Below are 15,457 nucleotides of genomic sequence, written 5' to 3'. Positions count from 1 at the left end.
TACTCAGCCGACCGTGCATCATGATCGCCACCTTCTCCTGTGCCAGAACTGCAGAGCCTGATTTCGCGAATCAGCTATTTACACTGCCCACCCCCGGAGAATGAGCCTATTGAAATGGAAGTCATCTCATGTTCGAACGTAGCAAACTGGTTCCAGAGTTAATGGTCACCGACCTAGATAGCAGCCTGGCCTTTTGGGTATTTTGCCTGGGACTCGAAGTAGCTTATCAACGCCCAGAAGACGGATTCGCTTACCTCGATTCGAACGGTGCTCAAGTAATGCTTGAGCAAGTTGACCCGGACGCAGGCCAATGGCTGACTGCGCCCCTGACTAAGCCGTTTGGAAGAGGAATCAACCTACAGATTGACGTTGTGGCTGTCGCACCCATCATCCAAAAACTTGGTCAAGCTGGATTTCCACTCTATCGAGAATGCAAAGACACCTGGTATCGGGCTGACAATGTAGAAGTAGGCCAGCGCGAATTCATCGTCCAGGACCCCGATGGTTATCTCGTAAGGTTGGTAGAGCGGCTGGGTGAGCGGCCTGTTTGTTCAATCTGAACGCAGGCTAAGGCGAGCGTCCGTTTAGGGTCGAAACCGGACGGTCACGACTGGCTGCTTTCAACCCAAAGCAGACGGTCGCGGAGGACTGCTTTGGGCTAAGTGACTTGCCCGAAACTTCAGTAGGGCGGGCAATTAGGGGATGGGCGGATCAATCGACATGCAGGAGCGGATTGAAGGTCTACGCGAGAGCGTGGCAGGCATCAGCCAGTGGCTGGAGGCACCCAAGACCTGGATCGGATCGAGCGAGGTGAATGTGTTGCAGGTGCTGTGCGAACTGCTGGATCTGGTAGAGCAAATGAACACGGCGATCGCCACCCATAAGCATGGGGCGACACCGATACCTGACAATGCGGGGGGATTTACAATCAATTCGGCCACGGCTCTGGGCCTTGCAAACAAAGTCAAACCGATTACGGGTTAGTGGACACGGCTATCATTTTAATTTAAAAATCTTCACAGCCATCTCAGCTCTTATTCTGCGAGCTGAGATTGTTTAATGCTGATTCCGATGACGACCTACTGGCAAGCAACTACCGAATTTTGAGCGTCACCGGACAGCATTGCTAGCAACTGTAATCCTTAATAATAGTTTATATCCTGCCACTCACCAGTGGTGGGATTAAACACTTTGTCTGGTGCCTGTACAGGTCCCGATGCACCAGATCCTGTATGGCCTCCTTGAATTGAACTGATTTGACCAATTGGGACGTTATACGTTTTGTCGCTGTAGGTAGTGGACTCAAGAACAGCGTATCCACCCGCAACATCTACACTTATTAACTTTCCCTGCAAGCACTGCTGACTAGTAGCACCAGGGAATTGTCCCCAAATTCGAAGATGTGTGCCGATAGGGCTAGCGCTTAGATCGTTCGAAAAGTTACTCATTCTGGTTCCCTCAGAATATAAATGACATACAGCCGCTCATTAATATAGGCAGTGATCTACTAGGGCTTATATTATTTTGGTGAGCGATATATAGCGTTTTACTATATGGCGCTAGTGTTCCAGCCCCTAACCAGGTCTGGTGCGGCGACAACACCTACATTTGGGCTCAAGGGTCGCCCAGTATGCGAGTCGTGTATTTCGCCAGCGGCTGTGGCGTTATCGAATGCGCCAGAGCGTGAGTCGCCGGGGAAATTGCTGGGACACACAGATCACTATGCTCAAGAGCGTCAGCCCAATCTGACTCGTGCTGGGATTAGTTGACCACTGCATATTTCGAAAGGTTATAGATTTCTATTGATTTGGTAATACCTCTTATCCGTTTGTTTTGTGTGGAGAAGGTGGGGTGGCGGGTGCTGGGAAAGTCAACACAGCTTGTGTTTTATTTATTTTTTATGGTGGACAATCCAACACCTTGCGCTAGCCTGAGAGTTCTCCTCTAGAGAGGAGATCAATTAATCAAAGTAATGAACCAATGAATAAGCCAGAATCCAACCCGCAGTTGAAACACGGTCGTGTAATTTCCCCTCCTAGTCGCTCTGCTATTGCTACAGACGAGGGCCTTATTCTTGACTGGCATGCTAATGCAATGGAAGGAGGTAAGAACTTCCCGTCATTGACTGCTGGCCCATTCCCAAGACCTTATGAGACTGACACCGCGAGCCTGGTACCACCGGCGGATGGTTATATCCTCAGCGGTGGCCAGACTGATGAACGCGACTGCGTTAACTTCACCAACGAGGAAATGAGCCAAAAACTAAATCGCCCATTTACCTGGCCTCTATTGAATGTCGATCCGGGCCAGGCATTTCATGTCAAATGGGTATACACCATGCCTCACGTGACTCGGGGTTTTAGCTGGTTTATTACTAAGGATGGCTGGGATCCTGAAAAGCGTATCAGCCGCGCTCAGCTTGAGCCAAAGTCCTTCTATGATGATTTTTATACTCAGGTTCCATTCTACGAGCATGCCGCCGAATTGAAGGCGAAGGTTGAACATAAAGTGAAACTGCCAATGGGTAAGCAAGGTCATCATGTTATTGTCCTGCTGTGGGTTGTTGCTGATACCGGCAATGCGTTCTATCAGGCGTTTGATGTGAACTTTAAATAAAGTCGGGCCATGTACGGCTCTTAGTACAGTTCTGAAGGAATAGAACAATGACCAAAATTGATTTTTCTTGGCTGAAGTCCAAAGTAAGTGATTCCGCATCTTTGATGCCTAGCATTGCCAATAAAAAAATTCTGATGGGTTTCTGGCATAACTGGGCAGCCGGCCATAGTGACGGTTATCAAGGTGGGCAGTTTGCCAACCTGGATCTGGTGGATGTACCTAAGGACTACAACGTTGTTGCTGTGGCTTTTATGAAAGGCCAGGGCATTCCTACTTTCAAACCCTATAACCTCTCCGACGACGAGTTTCGCCGTCAGGTGGGCATGTTGAACAGTCAGGGAAGGGCTGTGTTGATCTCATTGGGTGGCGCCGACGCTCATATCGAGTTGCACAAAGGGGATGAACAACCTCTGGCAAATGAGATCATCCGGTTGGTTGAAATCTACGGCTTCGATGGGTTGGATATCGACCTTGAGCAAAACGCCATTGATTTCGCTGGCAACAGGACGGTGCTGCCTGCAGCCTTGAAACTGGTGAAGGATCACTACAGGGGCGAAGGGAAACATTTCATCATCAGCATGGCACCTGAGTTTCCCTATCTCAGAGCTGGCGGCAAGTATGTTGGCTACATTCAGGCCCTTGAGGGGTACTACGACTTCATCGCGCCTCAGTACTACAACCAAGGTGGCGATGGAATCTGGGTTCAGGAGGCCAACGGTGGTCAAGGTGCCTGGATTGCGCAGAACAATGATGAGATGAAAGAGGATTTCCTCTACTACCTGACCGAAAGCCTGGTGACTGGCACCCGGGACTACATCGCCATCCCTGCAGATAAATTTGTCATTGGCTTACCGGCCAACAATGATGCTGCGGCCACTGGCTATGTGATTGATCCTGCTGCTGTGGTAAATGCATTCAAGCGTCTCGACGCTGCCGGCCATTCCATCAAAGGGCTGATGACTTGGTCGATCAACTGGGACGATGGCATTACCAGGGACAATGTTTCCTATAACTGGGAGTTCTACAATCGTTACGCCCCGTTGATTCACGGCGAGTCGGAGCCTGGTGATCGGCCAACGGCTCCTGAAAATCTGTCCGCCAGGGACGTAACCGAGATCAGTATGACCTTGAGTTGGGGAGCTTCAAGCGGCCCTCGTCTGATCGAGACATACACGTTGTACCAAAATGGGGCTGCGATAGGCCATGCGGCGACTTTAACGCTGGAAGACTCAGGTCTAACGCCGAACACTCTGTACAGCTACTTTGTCACGGCAACAGATTCTTTGGGAAATGAGTCGCTTCCGAGTAAGAGCTTGAGCGTTCGAACTGCTGGAGACATCACTGATCCAGAGTTCCCCGAGTGGCAGTTGAACCATCGGTATCGCAAGGAGGATGGCGTGACTTACGAAGGTAGTAATTACTTGTGCCTGCAAGAGCACATATCAAACTCAGGCTGGACACCACCAGTCGCCTTCACCCTGTGGTCGAAGGTCGCAATCAAACGGCGCGCTTAAAGCGCTATGCAAAGCCCGGCTGAAATGCCGGGCTTTTCTCTGCCTTCGAAAAAGCGATTCTCCCGATTTTGGAATCATGGCTTTATGTAGGTTCAGTCTAGTAGTGCGAGAGAGCAGGTACTCATAAGTGACTGCTTTTGGCCGATTTCTGCCGATCATGGTTACAAAGCGTACTGGCAAAATCCGATGCACTCTGGTCAGAACGAATGCAAACGGGTGGGCAAGTGGAGTGCAATTTCGCATTGGTGGGTTAGCGCAGACATGGTGTTTTAGCAGGACGTTGATATGAGGCCGTGCTCGCAACAGCGTAGCGTTTTTCGAATCGAGGATTTGGGGCGGGAGGTCGGACTTTCACCCGGAGGATGGGCTGTTGCGTTGGGCGTCATTCATTGGGCTTTAAATGACGCCGCCCCCTTTTGCAAAAAAAGGGACGCATCTGTGCGAGGTCACCGACAAAGAGGCCGATTTGATGTAAACGGTAGACCGTTCTCACAGCCACCATAACGTAACCGAGCGGCTAAAAAAGATGGCGACTGCATGTGGGTGAGTAGACTGGGGAACTTCGCAAACCGGCGGCCCTAGGGCCCGGCGTACGATACGTTGACGGTGTTTTTACCGAATGGAGAGCAGCGGTCAACAGAGCCGCGTGGCCTGAGCGCAGAGAGCGCCGCGCGCCATCATCTGCGGTTCTACGTCGGTGGCATTACCAAAAAACAATAAGGAAGCTTGTCGCGGTCGCGACCTTTGAATGCTGCTAAACAGCGAGGACGCATGCGCCCTCGCTACCCGCCTGGCGACTACCCCGGCTTGTGGTTATCCAGTACGCGATTGACCGCTAACTCACCCAACATGATGACCCGTTGCAGCACCAGCATCGTTTGGCGTCGTGGGCCGTCCGTCAAGTCGGTGAGGTCGCTGACCATGGCGCTGGCGGACGCCAACGATTCGCAGGCCTCGACGAGCAACGTTTCGTCATCCACCGCTGCGTCGATGGTGAAAATGGCGCTGGGCTTGCGGGGCGGTATCTGCGTTTTCGACGCCCCGGGGTCGAGGTAGAAGCTGAGTGCGCGGTCGGCCGCCTCTGTCATTTTCTTGGGGTCAAGATCACGAAAGACGTCGTAGGGTAGCGGACTGGTATTTGGGGGATTGGGCGTTACTTTGAACATAGATGAAACTCCAACTTGCAATATTGAGGAGCCATCACCTTCGCTACCAAACGAAGGGTGGCGGCCATACGTGGGTTGGTAGACCGGTCGAAGTTGGGAAAACCCGGCGCTCACAATGGAGCCCCACGCATGACCACCATAAAAGCAGAGTCCCGAAAAGAGACTGCATAAGGTGTTGCCATGCGACTTCGTAGCGGGCTACCAAACCCGATCACTGTTTTTCAGTGACAGGGAAACGATATAGCCCGCCCCACAGCCGCACAAGCCGGCGGATTCTGGCGTACGCGTAGGCAACGACGCAAGGTGTTGTAGCCGATAGGACGTAACAGCGGGTGTCTTTAAACGCGTACGTTAAACACATGAAAGCTTTCCAAAGATCGAGGAAGCGTCCGACATTTTCCCCAGGGGGCGGGACCTTACCCGTTGGCCGCTTTAAATCCTGCCGGACTACTGAAATGTCTCAGCGACCGCTGATCGAAAAATCGCCCTACCTGTTATTTCTGATAGGGGTGCTCAATGAGATCGAGGCACTCACCTTTTGTGGACGTCCTTGCTTTTAGGGCACCTGGAGTGGTTGGTTGGAGCGGGTCCAAAAGTAGCCATAGGTAATTGCGGGCCAAAGGAACGTGACCGTCCGTTAGACTGCGCTGGAATGCGCCACAACCTCCATGGGATGATCGCCCCCCACCGCGAGACCGACCATCCCTTGGAGCTTCTGAATGTCATTGTTGAGTAAAAAAGCCGTCGTTCTGTTGTTGGCAGCGGCTGCCAGTCTGGGAGCGCTGAATGCGCAGGCTGCCAAGGCCTCTGTCAGCGATACCGTCCCCGCACAGAACGTCTCGATGCTCGGCGGAAAATTCAAGTTCACCCTGCCTAAAGGCTTCGTTGCCAACCCGTTGCCTGCCGGCGACGCGGCCACCGGCACCGCCGGGGCAACGGGCACCATGTACACCAATCAAGCCACTAAAACCGTAGTGATCGCCGCTGAAAACACCCTCCCCGGCGGCCTCAATGTCAAAGACAACGACGGTCAGTTCCTCGACTCCGCGGCGTCTGACTTCGCCACCGAACAAGCCACGGCGCTGCCGGATTTCACCAAACTCAGTGAAAAAAGCCTGACCCGGAAAGGTACTGGCCTGGGGCTGCGGCAGATCGACAGCACCGCCACCCAGGGCGGCGGCAAAACCCTCGACACCACGCTGATGGCCGCGTCCAACACGCGCATGGCGATCGTTCAGGTGATTTCCCGCCTCAGCGACAATGCTGGCCACGAGGCGCTGGTCAAACAGATCGTCTCCGGCAAGTAAGCATCAGGGATTGAGGCGCTGCAACCAGGCGCTCAAGTCCTGCATCTCGGGGGCACTGATGGTGTGACCCACGCCGGGGTAGGCATGAAATTCAGGCTTGAGTGACAGGCTCTGCAACAGGCTGTCGGCGTCCGTGCCGTCACTGTACGGAAGGCGTTTATCCGCAGTGCCATGACCGATGAAAATCGCCAGCTTCTGGCGCTTTTCATCGGGTTTCAGCTCGGACTGGAGCACCGGCAAAATCCGTCCGCTCAACGCCGCGATTCCGCCCACCGCCTCGGGATGACGCAGGGCCACTTCGTAGGACATGATCGCGCCCTGGCTGAAACCCACCAGGAACACCTTGTTCGGTTCGGTGTGATATTTCTTCGCCGCTTGTGCGACGAAATCCTGCAGCACCTGACCGCTGGTCTTCAGATCATCGGTCTCACCGTTGTAGGCACCATTGCCCTTCTGGCGAAACCACTTGTAACGGCCCTCCTCCATCACCCTCGGTGCCCGCACCGACAGGAAGTTGTAGGACGCGGGCAACTCATCCTTGATGTCGAACAGGTCCTGTTCGTTACTGCCGTAACCGTGGAGGAAAATCACTAGGGGCTGATTGCGCGACTCGGGGTTGGCCTGCTCCAGGTACTTGAGCGGCAGATCGGTTTGCAGCGGGGTCTGAGCGTGGACGGCGGCGGACGCCAGGAGTGTCAGCAGAGCGAGAAACTTAAACATAAACCTTCCTTCACACATGCAGGATTCAGGGCAGAGCCTACCATCTCTTTTGACCTTGCCCCGCGACCTTCACCTGCCCGATGCCCGGTTGGGTGTAGCGCCCGCGATCGATGGCAAACGGTAGTGGTCAACTAATTCCAGACACCTTGCAGGTGCTGATCGAGGCCGATGGGGTTGGCCACCGGAACCAGTTCGATCACGCCCTGCAACTGACCTTGGGTTTCGAGTTCGTTTTTATGAAGATCAAGAGCGTCTTTCCCGGTAATCCGTGAAGAACCTAAAAAAGTGGCAACCGCGTCAGCGATGGCCACTTTTTTGAACGGCGTGATTACTGGCCGTAAACGTCAAAGTCGAAGTACTTGTCTTGCACTTGCTTGTACTTGCCGTTGGCGCGGATTTCGGTGATGGCGGTGTTGAATTTTTCTGCCAGCGCGGTATCGCCCTTGCGCACAGCAATACCGGCGCCGCCGCCGAAGTACTTGGCGTCTTCGTAGGTCGGGCCGACGAAAGCGAAGCCTTTACCGGCGTCGGTTTTCAGGAAACCGTCATCCAGGTTGACCGAGTCGGCCAGCATCGCGTCGAGACGACCGGCGACCATGTCCAGGTTGGCTTCCTGCTGGGAGCCGTAGCGAACCAGACTGATATCGGCCGGCACCAGCACTTCAGTGGCGAAGCGGTCGTGGGTACTGGCGCGCAGCACACCGACTTTCTTGCCTTTGAGTTCGGTCAGCGGGTCCTTGATGTCGGTGCCTGCCTTCATCACGAAGCGCGCCGGGGTGTGGTAGTACTTGATGGTGAAGTCGACGTTCTTTTTGCGATCGTCGGTGATGGTCATGGACGACAGGATTGCGTCGATTTTCTTGACCTTCAACGCCGGGATCAGACCGTCGAACTCTTGCTCGACCCAGGTGCACTTCACGTTCATCTGCTCACACAGCGCGTCGCCGATGTCCACGTCGAAACCGGTGAGTTTGCCATCAGGGGTTTTCATCGAGAATGGGGGGTAACCGGCTTCGATACCGAGGCGGATCGGCTTGGCGTCTTCGGCCACAGCCGTCAGGGACAACATCGACAGTGCCAGGGCACCGAACATCACTCGCTTCTTCATTTATAACTCCTGTGTGCGGAGGCTTTTATTGGCAGCTTTCGGTAGGTGAAAACCGAAGTGGCCGGCAGTCTAGAGCGGCGCCAGGAGGGCAAATTGTGTTTAAGCGACAAATACTTATAGAAAAGTGGCCGACGGATTCGAGTCCCTTGAAGCGTGCCCCAGGCCGGTGCAAAGGCTGTAGGACAAGCCCTTTTTCAGACAGAGCCTACAAAAGAGCCCGTATGCCCACGTTGCCTTATGAATCCAACGGAGCACGATCAACATTCGCAACCGATCACGGTGCTGGCAGGCCGTTGCAACGCAACACTCAACTCAAACCCTTCATCCCGCCACCCGGTCACCCCGCCGATCATTTCCTTGACCGGGTAACCTAGCGCCGCCAGTTTCACGGCAGCCTTGTTGGCACCGTTGCAGTGGGGCCCGGCGCAATACACCACGAACACGCTGGTTTTCGGGTAGGCCGCCAGACCTTCAGCGCTCAGCAGTCGCCCCGGAATATTGATCGCTCCCGGCACATGGCCACGCTCGAACGCGAGCGGGCCGCGCACGTCCACCAGGACAAAATCCACTTCACCGGCTTGTTGGCTGCCGCGAACGTCGGAACAGTCGGTTTCGAAGGTCAGACGGTTGCTGAAATGCATCAGGGCGATGGCCGATGGGGCGGCGGGGATCTCGCGGACCAGGCTGGTCATGGGTTGTACTCCAAAGTCTCGGTGGGTGTGAGAAGACTGTATCCGCCCGATGCTTGCGGCTACAGTGGCGCACAAGACACTCACCGGGAACTTTCCGCCAAATGCAGCCCACTCCTGGATTGGTCGCGATTCTGGCCTACGACGGCCTCTGTACATTCGAGTTCGGCATCGCTGTGGAGATTTTCGGCCTGGCACGTCCAGAGTTCGACTTCCCTTGGTACGAGCATCGGATCACCGCCGTCGATCAAGGCCCGATGCGCGCCATGGGCGGTATTCAGGTGCTGGCCGATGGTGGCATGGAGCTGCTTGAGGACGCCCGGACCATCATCATTCCCGGCTGGCGTGATCGCAGCGCCCCGGTTCCGGAGGCATTGATCGCGGCCCTGCGCCAGGCCCATGCGCGGGGTGCGCGGCTGCTGTCGATCTGCTCGGGGGTGTTCGTGCTGGCCGCCACCGGTTTGCTCGACGGTCGCGGTGCCACGACGCATTGGCGTTACACCGCTGAGTTGGCCGAGCGTTATCCGAACATTCTGGTGGACCCCGACGTGCTCTATGTCGATTCAGGTCAACTGATCACCTCGGCCGGCAGCGCTGCCGGTATCGATGCCTGCCTGCACTTGGTGGCGCGGGACTTCGGTACGCAAGTGACCAACTCGGTGGCGCGCAGGCTGGTGATGTGGCCGCAACGTACCGGCGGTCAGGCGCAGTTCATTGCGACACCGGTCAGTCCTACGCCTCGTGGCGATTTGTCGCGCGTCATGCAATGGGCGCGCGAGCGTTTGCACGAACCGCTGGAGGTTCGCGAGCTGGCGAGTGAGGCAGCCATGAGCGAACGGACGTTTCTGCGCCGTTTCACTGAAGCCACCGGCATGCCGCCCAAAGCCTGGTTGCAGCATGAGCGCCTGGGCCGGGCCCGCGAGCTGCTTGAGAGCACAAGCCAAAACACCGACCAGATTGCCCAACACTGCGGTTATCGCTCGGTGGAGAGTTTTCGGGTGGCGTTTCGCAGCGTGGTCGGGGTGCCGCCGTCGGTGTATCGGGAGCGGTTTGGACGGGAGATCAAGGTTTGCGCAGCAGATACGTATCCATGATCCACCCGTTGGCCAACCGGGCCGCCTTACGCACCCGTTCGATCTCATCCGCCACCTCCTTGAGTTTGCCGCTGATCAGGATTTCATCTGGCGTCCCCAGGTAGGCCCCCCAGTAAATCTCTGTCTCCTGGTCCGCCACTTGATGGTAGGAATCCTCCGCATCGAGCATCACCACCAGGCTGTCAGCATCGCTCACCTGCCCCGCCGCCAGCCGTCGGCCAGTGGTGATTTCAATCGAGCGGCCAATGCGGTTCAGCGGCACCTTATGCTGCGCCGCCAGCGCCTGGACACTGGTAATGCCGGGGATCACGTCGAACTCGAAGACGCACCGACCCGAGGCCAGAATCGCCTGCAAGATCCGGATCGTGCTGTCGTACAACGCCGGATCGCCCCACACCAGAAAACCGGCGCACTGATCGTCAGTCATTTCCTCGCTGATCAACCGTTCGAAGGTCTGCTGCTTGGCCAGGTTCAGGTCTTCCACGCTGGCCTTGTAGTCCACATCGCCACGTTCGCGCTCTGGGCTGTGGGCCTCAACGAAGCGGTAGTCGCGATCGGTGATGTAGCGCTCACAAATCTCGCGGCGCAGGTCGATCAGTTTGTCTTTGCTCTGGCCCTTGTCCATGAGGAAAAACACGTCGACGAGGTTCAGCGCTTTCACGGCTTGCATCGTGATGTAGTCGGGGTTGCCGGCACCGATGCCGATCAGCAGGAGTTTTTTCATCAACGTGTTCCCTCAGGTTCCGTGCCCAGCAAGCGTAGGCGCCAGCGGCCGTTGAACCGCAATTCGAGGGCCGACAGCGGTTCAACGTCGATCAGGTTGAACGCCGCGCCTGGCAGCACCTGCGTCAGCGCGGCACGAATGACAAACGGATGGGTGATGGCAACGATGTGCCCCGGTGTGGCCTCCAGCGTTTTCAGCCAAGCGGCCACCCGCTCACCGAGTTGCACCACCGACTCGCCACCGTGGGGCGCCGAATTCGGGTCATCGAGCCAGATTTGCAGCGTTTCGGCGGTGGTTTTCTGCAGATCGTCGATCCGTGCGCCTTTCCAGAGCCCGAAATCGCAATCCCTCAGTGCCGCGACAATCTCCACGTCGCGGCCGAACAGCTCGGCGGTTTGCCGGGTTCGCAGTTCAGGTGCACACACCAGTCGCGGCGTCCCTTTGAACTGAGTACGACGTGATCCCTTGGCCGACTGCCAATCCATCTCTATGGGCTCATTCGTAGGAAAATACGCCAATTTTTGTGCGACGGTTCGAGCGTGGCACATCAGGGTCAAACGGGTCGCCTGCACGAAGGATCACTCTGTCGATGGAAACTGAAAATGGCGTCACGCCGCGAATTACTGCCTAATTGTGCCGCAAGAAGCGCGATCCAGGGCGTTTCGTTTGATCCCGCAAACACAGGTTCTAACTCACGTACACCTGAAAAAACAGCGATATCCGACACCGCTATGGGCGATGACCTACAAGCTCAGTCGACTCCCATGTAGCCCACGGCCCACGGGGTTTTCGCCCTATTTTGGGGCTTTAAAAAACCAATGAAAAATTCACTAGACATGTTGAGTCCGCTACATAAATACTGTTTTAGCAATTTATGAAATGAAACCGACATACCCATCCAGCAGGAGCCCGGATGCCTTCTCTCAGAGACCTGATCACCGATCCCGGCCTGGAACTAACCCCGTCGGAACGCAAAGTCATCCGGGCCTTGCTGGACCAGTACCCGCGTAACGGACTGGGCCCGATGTCACGTTTGGCCGAACATGCCGGTGTCAGCGATCCCACCATCGTGCGACTGGTCAAAAAACTGGGTTTCAGCGGTTATGCCGATTTCCAGGAAGCCCTGCTCAGCGACATGGACCACCGCCTCCGCTCCCCCAGCGCCCTGTTGCAACCTCGTGCTCATCTTCAGAAAGGCGACGCCTGGAGCCGATATCTGGCGCACAGCCATCAAGCGCTGGTGGACACTCATGCGCTGACCCAACCCGAAGATGTGCGGATTCTTGTGGAATGGCTGCTCGACACCCACCACCACGTGCATTGCTTCGGCGGGCGCTTCAGCAGTTTCCTCGCCAGTTATTTACTCAATCACCTGCGCTTGCTGCGTCCGGGCTGTTTCGCCCTGGAAGACAACGCGCAACTGCCCGACCGATTGTTCGACGTGCAGCGTCAGGACGTGGTGCTGGTGTTCGACTATCGCCGTTACCAGTCACAGGCCCTGCGCGTGGCCAATGCGGCGAAAAATCGCTATGCACGCGTGGTGTTGTTCACCGACATCTATGCGTCACCGTTGCGGGAAATGGCCGACCTGATTATCAGTGCGCCGGTGGAATCGGTATCGGCCTTCGACACCCTGGTTCCGGCGCTGGCCCAGGTCGAGGCGTTGATTGCCTGCCTGACCCTGCGCAGTCCGGATCTGGCCGATCGCCTGGAAGGCATCGACGCCCTGCGGTCCGACTTCGACACCCACCTGCTGGAGGATAAATAAGGATGTTCACGCTCCCCCACCACTCGCCCCGGGACTTGCCGTTTGTCACCGATCACACCGTGCTGTTGCTGGTGGACATGCAACGCGCCTGGCTTGAGCCGCAGTTCGACCCGCACCTCAACGGGCCGGACGCCGAGTACTTCCTGAACCGCGCCCACCTGCAGGTGGTGCCCAATCAGCGCCGGTTGCTCAGCGCCTTTCGCAGCGCCAGGCAAAACGTGCTGCACACGATCATCGAAAGCCTCACTGCCGATGGCCGCGACCGCTCGCTGGACCACAAGCTCTCGGACATGCACTTGCCCAAGGGCAGCCCGCAAGCGCGGATCATCGACGACCTGACCCCGGCAGAAAACGAAATCGTGCTGCCCAAGACCTCGTCCGGAGTCTTCAATTCAACCAACATCGACTACGTGCTGCGCAACCTCGGAGCGCGGCACCTGATCATCGCCGGCATCGTCACCGACCAGTGCGTGGACATGGCCGTGCGTGACGCCGCGGACCGCGGTTATCTGGTGACGCTGGTGGAAGATGCCTGCGCGACTTACACGCCCGCGCGGCATCAGGCCTGCCTGAACGCCATCAAGGGTTACTGCTGGATCACCGACACCCAGACTGTACTCGGCCGGTTGCAGGAGATGCAGCCATGAGCGAACGCCTGCTGCCACTGCCCATGACCACCCTCGTCACCACCGACCTGATCGGCGTGACACGCGGACGCTCCTTTCCCACGGACGAACTCGAGCACTATCAAAGGACCGGTTGTGGTTGGGTGCCGGCCAACAGCGCGCTGACCCCACAAGACATCATCGCTTACGCAAACCCGTGGGGAGCTTTTGGAGATTTGCGGCTGATGCCCGACTTGCTTAGCCGCGTGACGGTCAGTAACGGGCCGGACGCCAATGCTCCGGCGCTGGATTTTATACACAGTGACATTTGCGAAACCGATGGCCGTCCATGGGGGGCCTGCCCGCGTACGGTGTTGCGCAACGAGGTAGAGCGTTATCGCGCCGAGTTGGGCTTGCAGGTCAATGCGGCGTTCGAGCATGAATTCAACTTGAACACCGGCGACGTTGAACACCTGGCGTTTTCTCTGCAAGCCCAGCGTCAGGGCGCCGAGTTTGGCGGTTGGCTGCTCAGCGCCCTGCGTGCCGGTGGCGTCGAGCCGGAAATGTTCCTGCCTGAGTACGGCAAGCATCAATACGAAATCACCTGTCGCCCGACCCTTGGGGTGGCCGCTGCCGATCGCGCGGTGAACGTGCGTGAAATCACCCGAGAGATCGCCCGGCAAATGGGCCTGGAATTGAGCTTCGCGCCCAAGACCTCGGAGCATGCGGTGTGCAACGGCGTGCACCTGCACGTCAGCCTGCTGGACCTGGCCGGCCAACCGGTGATGTACGACGCCGGCACCACCCATGGCTTGTCGACTCTCGGCCAGCACTGGGCCGCCGGCATCCTGCATCACCTGCCGGCGCTCTGTGCGTTTACCGCGCCGACGCCAGTGTCCTACGAACGTTTGCAGCCCCATCATTGGAGCGCGTCCTACGCTTGCCTCGGGCAACGCAACCGCGAAGCGGCGCTGCGAATCTGTCCGACGACAAGCCTGGGCGGTAAATCGGTGGCATCGCAATACAACCTGGAATTTCGCGCCATGGACGCCACGTCCTCACCGCATCTGGCCATGGCCGCGCTGCTGATTGCCGGCCGACTGGGCATCGAGCAATGCCTGGCCTTGAATGCGATCACCGATGAAGTCCCCGATGCCTTGAACGAAGAACAACGCCAGGCGTGCGGCATCGTCGCCCTGCCCGCGTCCCTTGCCCAGGCCCTGGACTGCCTGCGCAACAGCGAGGCACTGATTGAAGCCCTGCCGAGCGCGTTGCTGGACACCTACTTTGCCCTTAAAACCAAGGAACTGGCGCTGACGGAACAGCTGTCGCCCGCCGAACGCTGTGAGCACTATGCGCGCCTGTACTGAATCTGCTGAGCTCGGTCTGTACACCGAGCCCGCGTACACCCTGAGCCGGAAAGACTCCGGCCACCCGTTGATTCTGGTGTGCGAGCACGCCAGCCGTTTTATTCCGGCCGGGTTAAATGACCTGGGGTTGAGTCTCGAGGCGGCCCGCGAGCACATCGCCTGGGACATCGGCGCCCTGGCGCTGGCCGAGAGCTTGTCCCGAGCATTGGGTGCAACCCTGTTGGCGGCTAATTATTCGCGACTGTTGGTCGACCTCAACCGACCGCGCCAAGCCCCTGACAGCATTCCGGCGCAGTGCGAAATTTATCAGGTGCCGGGCAACCGGGACCTGGAGGAAGCAACCCGTGAGTACCGTCGGCAATCCCTGTTCGAGCCGTTTCACTCGCGCCTGACAGACTTGATCGACGAACGTGTCGCTCAAGGACGCCCGGTGAGGGTGGTGGGGATTCACAGCTTCACGCCGGTCTATCACGGCCAGCCCCGTGTGCTTGAAGTTGGCGTGTTGTATAGAGAGGCCGAGGAGTATGCCCAGCGATTGATCGATGGCTTGAGTCAGCACCCATTGAAGGTTGCCGGGAATGAGCCGTACAAAATCAACCCCTTGGGCGACATGACTGTGCCGGTCCACGGCGATGCACGAGGGCTGGAATCGGTGTTGATCGAGGTGCGCAACGACCTGCTGCGCACGCCTGAAGACGTCAGTCGCTTTACCGAATACCTGGCACCACTGTTGTAAAGCAATCGCTTAACACTCGCAGCTTGTAGCTGCTTTCATA

General features: G+C 57.0%; 17 protein-coding genes and 1 pseudogene. 12 read left to right on the top strand and 6 right to left on the bottom strand.

What is annotated here, in order from left to right:
- Positions 1 to 128 precede the first annotated feature (128 nt).
- The 5 genes and pseudogenes from ACXPVS_RS13430 (at position 129) to ACXPVS_RS13410 (ending at position 4,130) form a co-directional block, all read left to right on the top strand.
- A complete protein-coding gene (locus tag ACXPVS_RS13430; protein ID WP_458510367.1) occupies positions 129 to 560 on the top strand; it encodes a bleomycin resistance protein in 432 nt (143 codons plus the stop codon).
- Between the two features lie 142 nt (positions 561 to 702).
- Complete coding sequence (locus ACXPVS_RS13425) at positions 703 to 984, top strand: hypothetical protein (RefSeq protein WP_458510366.1); 282 nt, start codon at positions 703 to 705, stop codon at positions 982 to 984.
- Positions 985 to 1,564: 580 nt separating this feature from the next.
- Positions 1,565 to 1,710, top strand: a pseudogene (locus tag ACXPVS_RS13420) (IS3 family transposase); the annotation flags it as partial.
- A 270-nt stretch (positions 1,711 to 1,980) separates the two neighbouring features.
- The gene (locus ACXPVS_RS13415) at positions 1,981 to 2,616 is read left to right on the top strand and encodes a lytic polysaccharide monooxygenase auxiliary activity family 9 protein (RefSeq protein ID WP_458510365.1); all 636 of its coding nucleotides are present in this window, start codon (positions 1,981 to 1,983) and stop codon (positions 2,614 to 2,616) included.
- 47 nt (positions 2,617 to 2,663) lie between these two features.
- Positions 2,664 to 4,130 (top strand): glycosyl hydrolase family 18 protein, encoded by a 1,467-nt coding sequence (locus ACXPVS_RS13410; protein ID WP_458510364.1) that lies wholly within the window; start codon positions 2,664 to 2,666, stop codon positions 4,128 to 4,130.
- Positions 4,131 to 4,927: 797 nt separating this feature from the next.
- Here the strand turns inward: ACXPVS_RS13410 and ACXPVS_RS13405 are convergent.
- Positions 4,928 to 5,296 carry a DUF6124 family protein gene (locus tag ACXPVS_RS13405; protein WP_458510363.1) on the bottom strand — a complete coding sequence of 123 codons (369 nt, stop codon included), beginning with the start codon at positions 5,294 to 5,296 and terminating at the stop codon, positions 4,928 to 4,930.
- A 719-nt stretch (positions 5,297 to 6,015) separates the two neighbouring features.
- Here ACXPVS_RS13405 and ACXPVS_RS13400 point away from each other — a divergent pair.
- Positions 6,016 to 6,603: a hypothetical protein gene (locus ACXPVS_RS13400; protein WP_458510362.1), complete on the top strand. Its 588-nt coding sequence runs from the start codon at positions 6,016 to 6,018 to the stop codon at positions 6,601 to 6,603.
- 3 nt (positions 6,604 to 6,606) lie between these two features.
- On the opposite strand, the gene ACXPVS_RS13395 is transcribed toward ACXPVS_RS13400, so the two are convergent.
- Positions 6,607 to 7,323, bottom strand: a complete 717-nt coding sequence (locus tag ACXPVS_RS13395; RefSeq protein WP_458510361.1) for an alpha/beta hydrolase — start codon at positions 7,321 to 7,323, stop codon at positions 6,607 to 6,609.
- Positions 7,324 to 7,433: 110 nt separating this feature from the next.
- On the opposite strand from ACXPVS_RS13395, the gene ACXPVS_RS13390 reads away from it, so the two are divergent.
- On the top strand, positions 7,434 to 7,595 hold the full coding sequence (locus ACXPVS_RS13390) for a hypothetical protein (RefSeq protein ID WP_458510480.1): 162 nt from the start codon (positions 7,434 to 7,436) through the stop codon (positions 7,593 to 7,595).
- A 56-nt stretch (positions 7,596 to 7,651) separates the two neighbouring features.
- On the opposite strand, the gene ACXPVS_RS13385 is transcribed toward ACXPVS_RS13390, so the two are convergent.
- Positions 7,652 to 8,431, bottom strand: coding sequence for an ABC transporter substrate-binding protein (locus ACXPVS_RS13385; protein ID WP_458510360.1), 780 nt, complete (start codon positions 8,429 to 8,431; stop codon positions 7,652 to 7,654).
- A gap of 257 nt (positions 8,432 to 8,688) precedes the next feature.
- Positions 8,689 to 9,123, bottom strand: a complete 435-nt coding sequence (locus ACXPVS_RS13380; protein WP_458510359.1) for a rhodanese-like domain-containing protein — start codon at positions 9,121 to 9,123, stop codon at positions 8,689 to 8,691.
- Between the two features lie 101 nt (positions 9,124 to 9,224).
- Here ACXPVS_RS13380 and ftrA point away from each other — a divergent pair, with 101 nt between their 5' ends.
- The gene (ftrA, locus tag ACXPVS_RS13375; RefSeq protein ID WP_458510358.1) at positions 9,225 to 10,214 is read left to right on the top strand and encodes a transcriptional regulator FtrA; all 990 of its coding nucleotides are present in this window, start codon (positions 9,225 to 9,227) and stop codon (positions 10,212 to 10,214) included.
- On the opposite strand, the gene cobF is transcribed toward ftrA, so the two are convergent.
- Both cobF and ACXPVS_RS13365 read right to left on the bottom strand, forming a co-directional pair.
- Positions 10,183 to 10,938 (bottom strand): precorrin-6A synthase (deacetylating), encoded by a 756-nt coding sequence (gene cobF / locus ACXPVS_RS13370; protein WP_458510357.1) that lies wholly within the window; start codon positions 10,936 to 10,938, stop codon positions 10,183 to 10,185. The genes ftrA and cobF overlap by 32 nt on opposite strands.
- The gene (locus ACXPVS_RS13365) at positions 10,938 to 11,510 is read right to left on the bottom strand and encodes a histidine phosphatase family protein (protein ID WP_458510356.1); all 573 of its coding nucleotides are present in this window, start codon (positions 11,508 to 11,510) and stop codon (positions 10,938 to 10,940) included. Before ACXPVS_RS13365 ends, cobF begins: the two co-directional genes overlap by 1 nt.
- A 341-nt stretch (positions 11,511 to 11,851) precedes the next feature.
- Here ACXPVS_RS13365 and ACXPVS_RS13360 point away from each other — a divergent pair, with 341 nt between their 5' ends.
- Genes ACXPVS_RS13360 through ACXPVS_RS13345 form a run of 4 tightly spaced genes read left to right on the top strand, consistent with a single transcriptional unit; the run spans position 11,852 to position 15,417 of the window.
- Positions 11,852 to 12,706 (top strand): MurR/RpiR family transcriptional regulator, encoded by an 855-nt coding sequence (locus ACXPVS_RS13360; protein ID WP_458510355.1) that lies wholly within the window; start codon positions 11,852 to 11,854, stop codon positions 12,704 to 12,706.
- A gap of 2 nt (positions 12,707 to 12,708) precedes the next feature.
- Positions 12,709 to 13,353 carry an isochorismatase family cysteine hydrolase gene (locus ACXPVS_RS13355; protein WP_458510354.1) on the top strand — a complete coding sequence of 215 codons (645 nt, stop codon included), beginning with the start codon at positions 12,709 to 12,711 and terminating at the stop codon, positions 13,351 to 13,353.
- The gene (locus tag ACXPVS_RS13350; RefSeq protein WP_458510353.1) at positions 13,350 to 14,681 is read left to right on the top strand and encodes a glutamine synthetase family protein; all 1,332 of its coding nucleotides are present in this window, start codon (positions 13,350 to 13,352) and stop codon (positions 14,679 to 14,681) included. Before ACXPVS_RS13355 ends, ACXPVS_RS13350 begins: the two co-directional genes overlap by 4 nt.
- On the top strand, positions 14,665 to 15,417 hold the full coding sequence (locus tag ACXPVS_RS13345; RefSeq protein WP_458510352.1) for an N-formylglutamate amidohydrolase: 753 nt from the start codon (positions 14,665 to 14,667) through the stop codon (positions 15,415 to 15,417). Before ACXPVS_RS13350 ends, ACXPVS_RS13345 begins: the two co-directional genes overlap by 17 nt.
- The last annotated feature ends 40 nt before the right edge of the window (positions 15,418 to 15,457 follow it).

It is taken from the genome of Pseudomonas sp. Ma2-10 (genome assembly GCF_054330215.1).
This window is presented reverse-complemented; position numbering and strand designations above follow the sequence as displayed.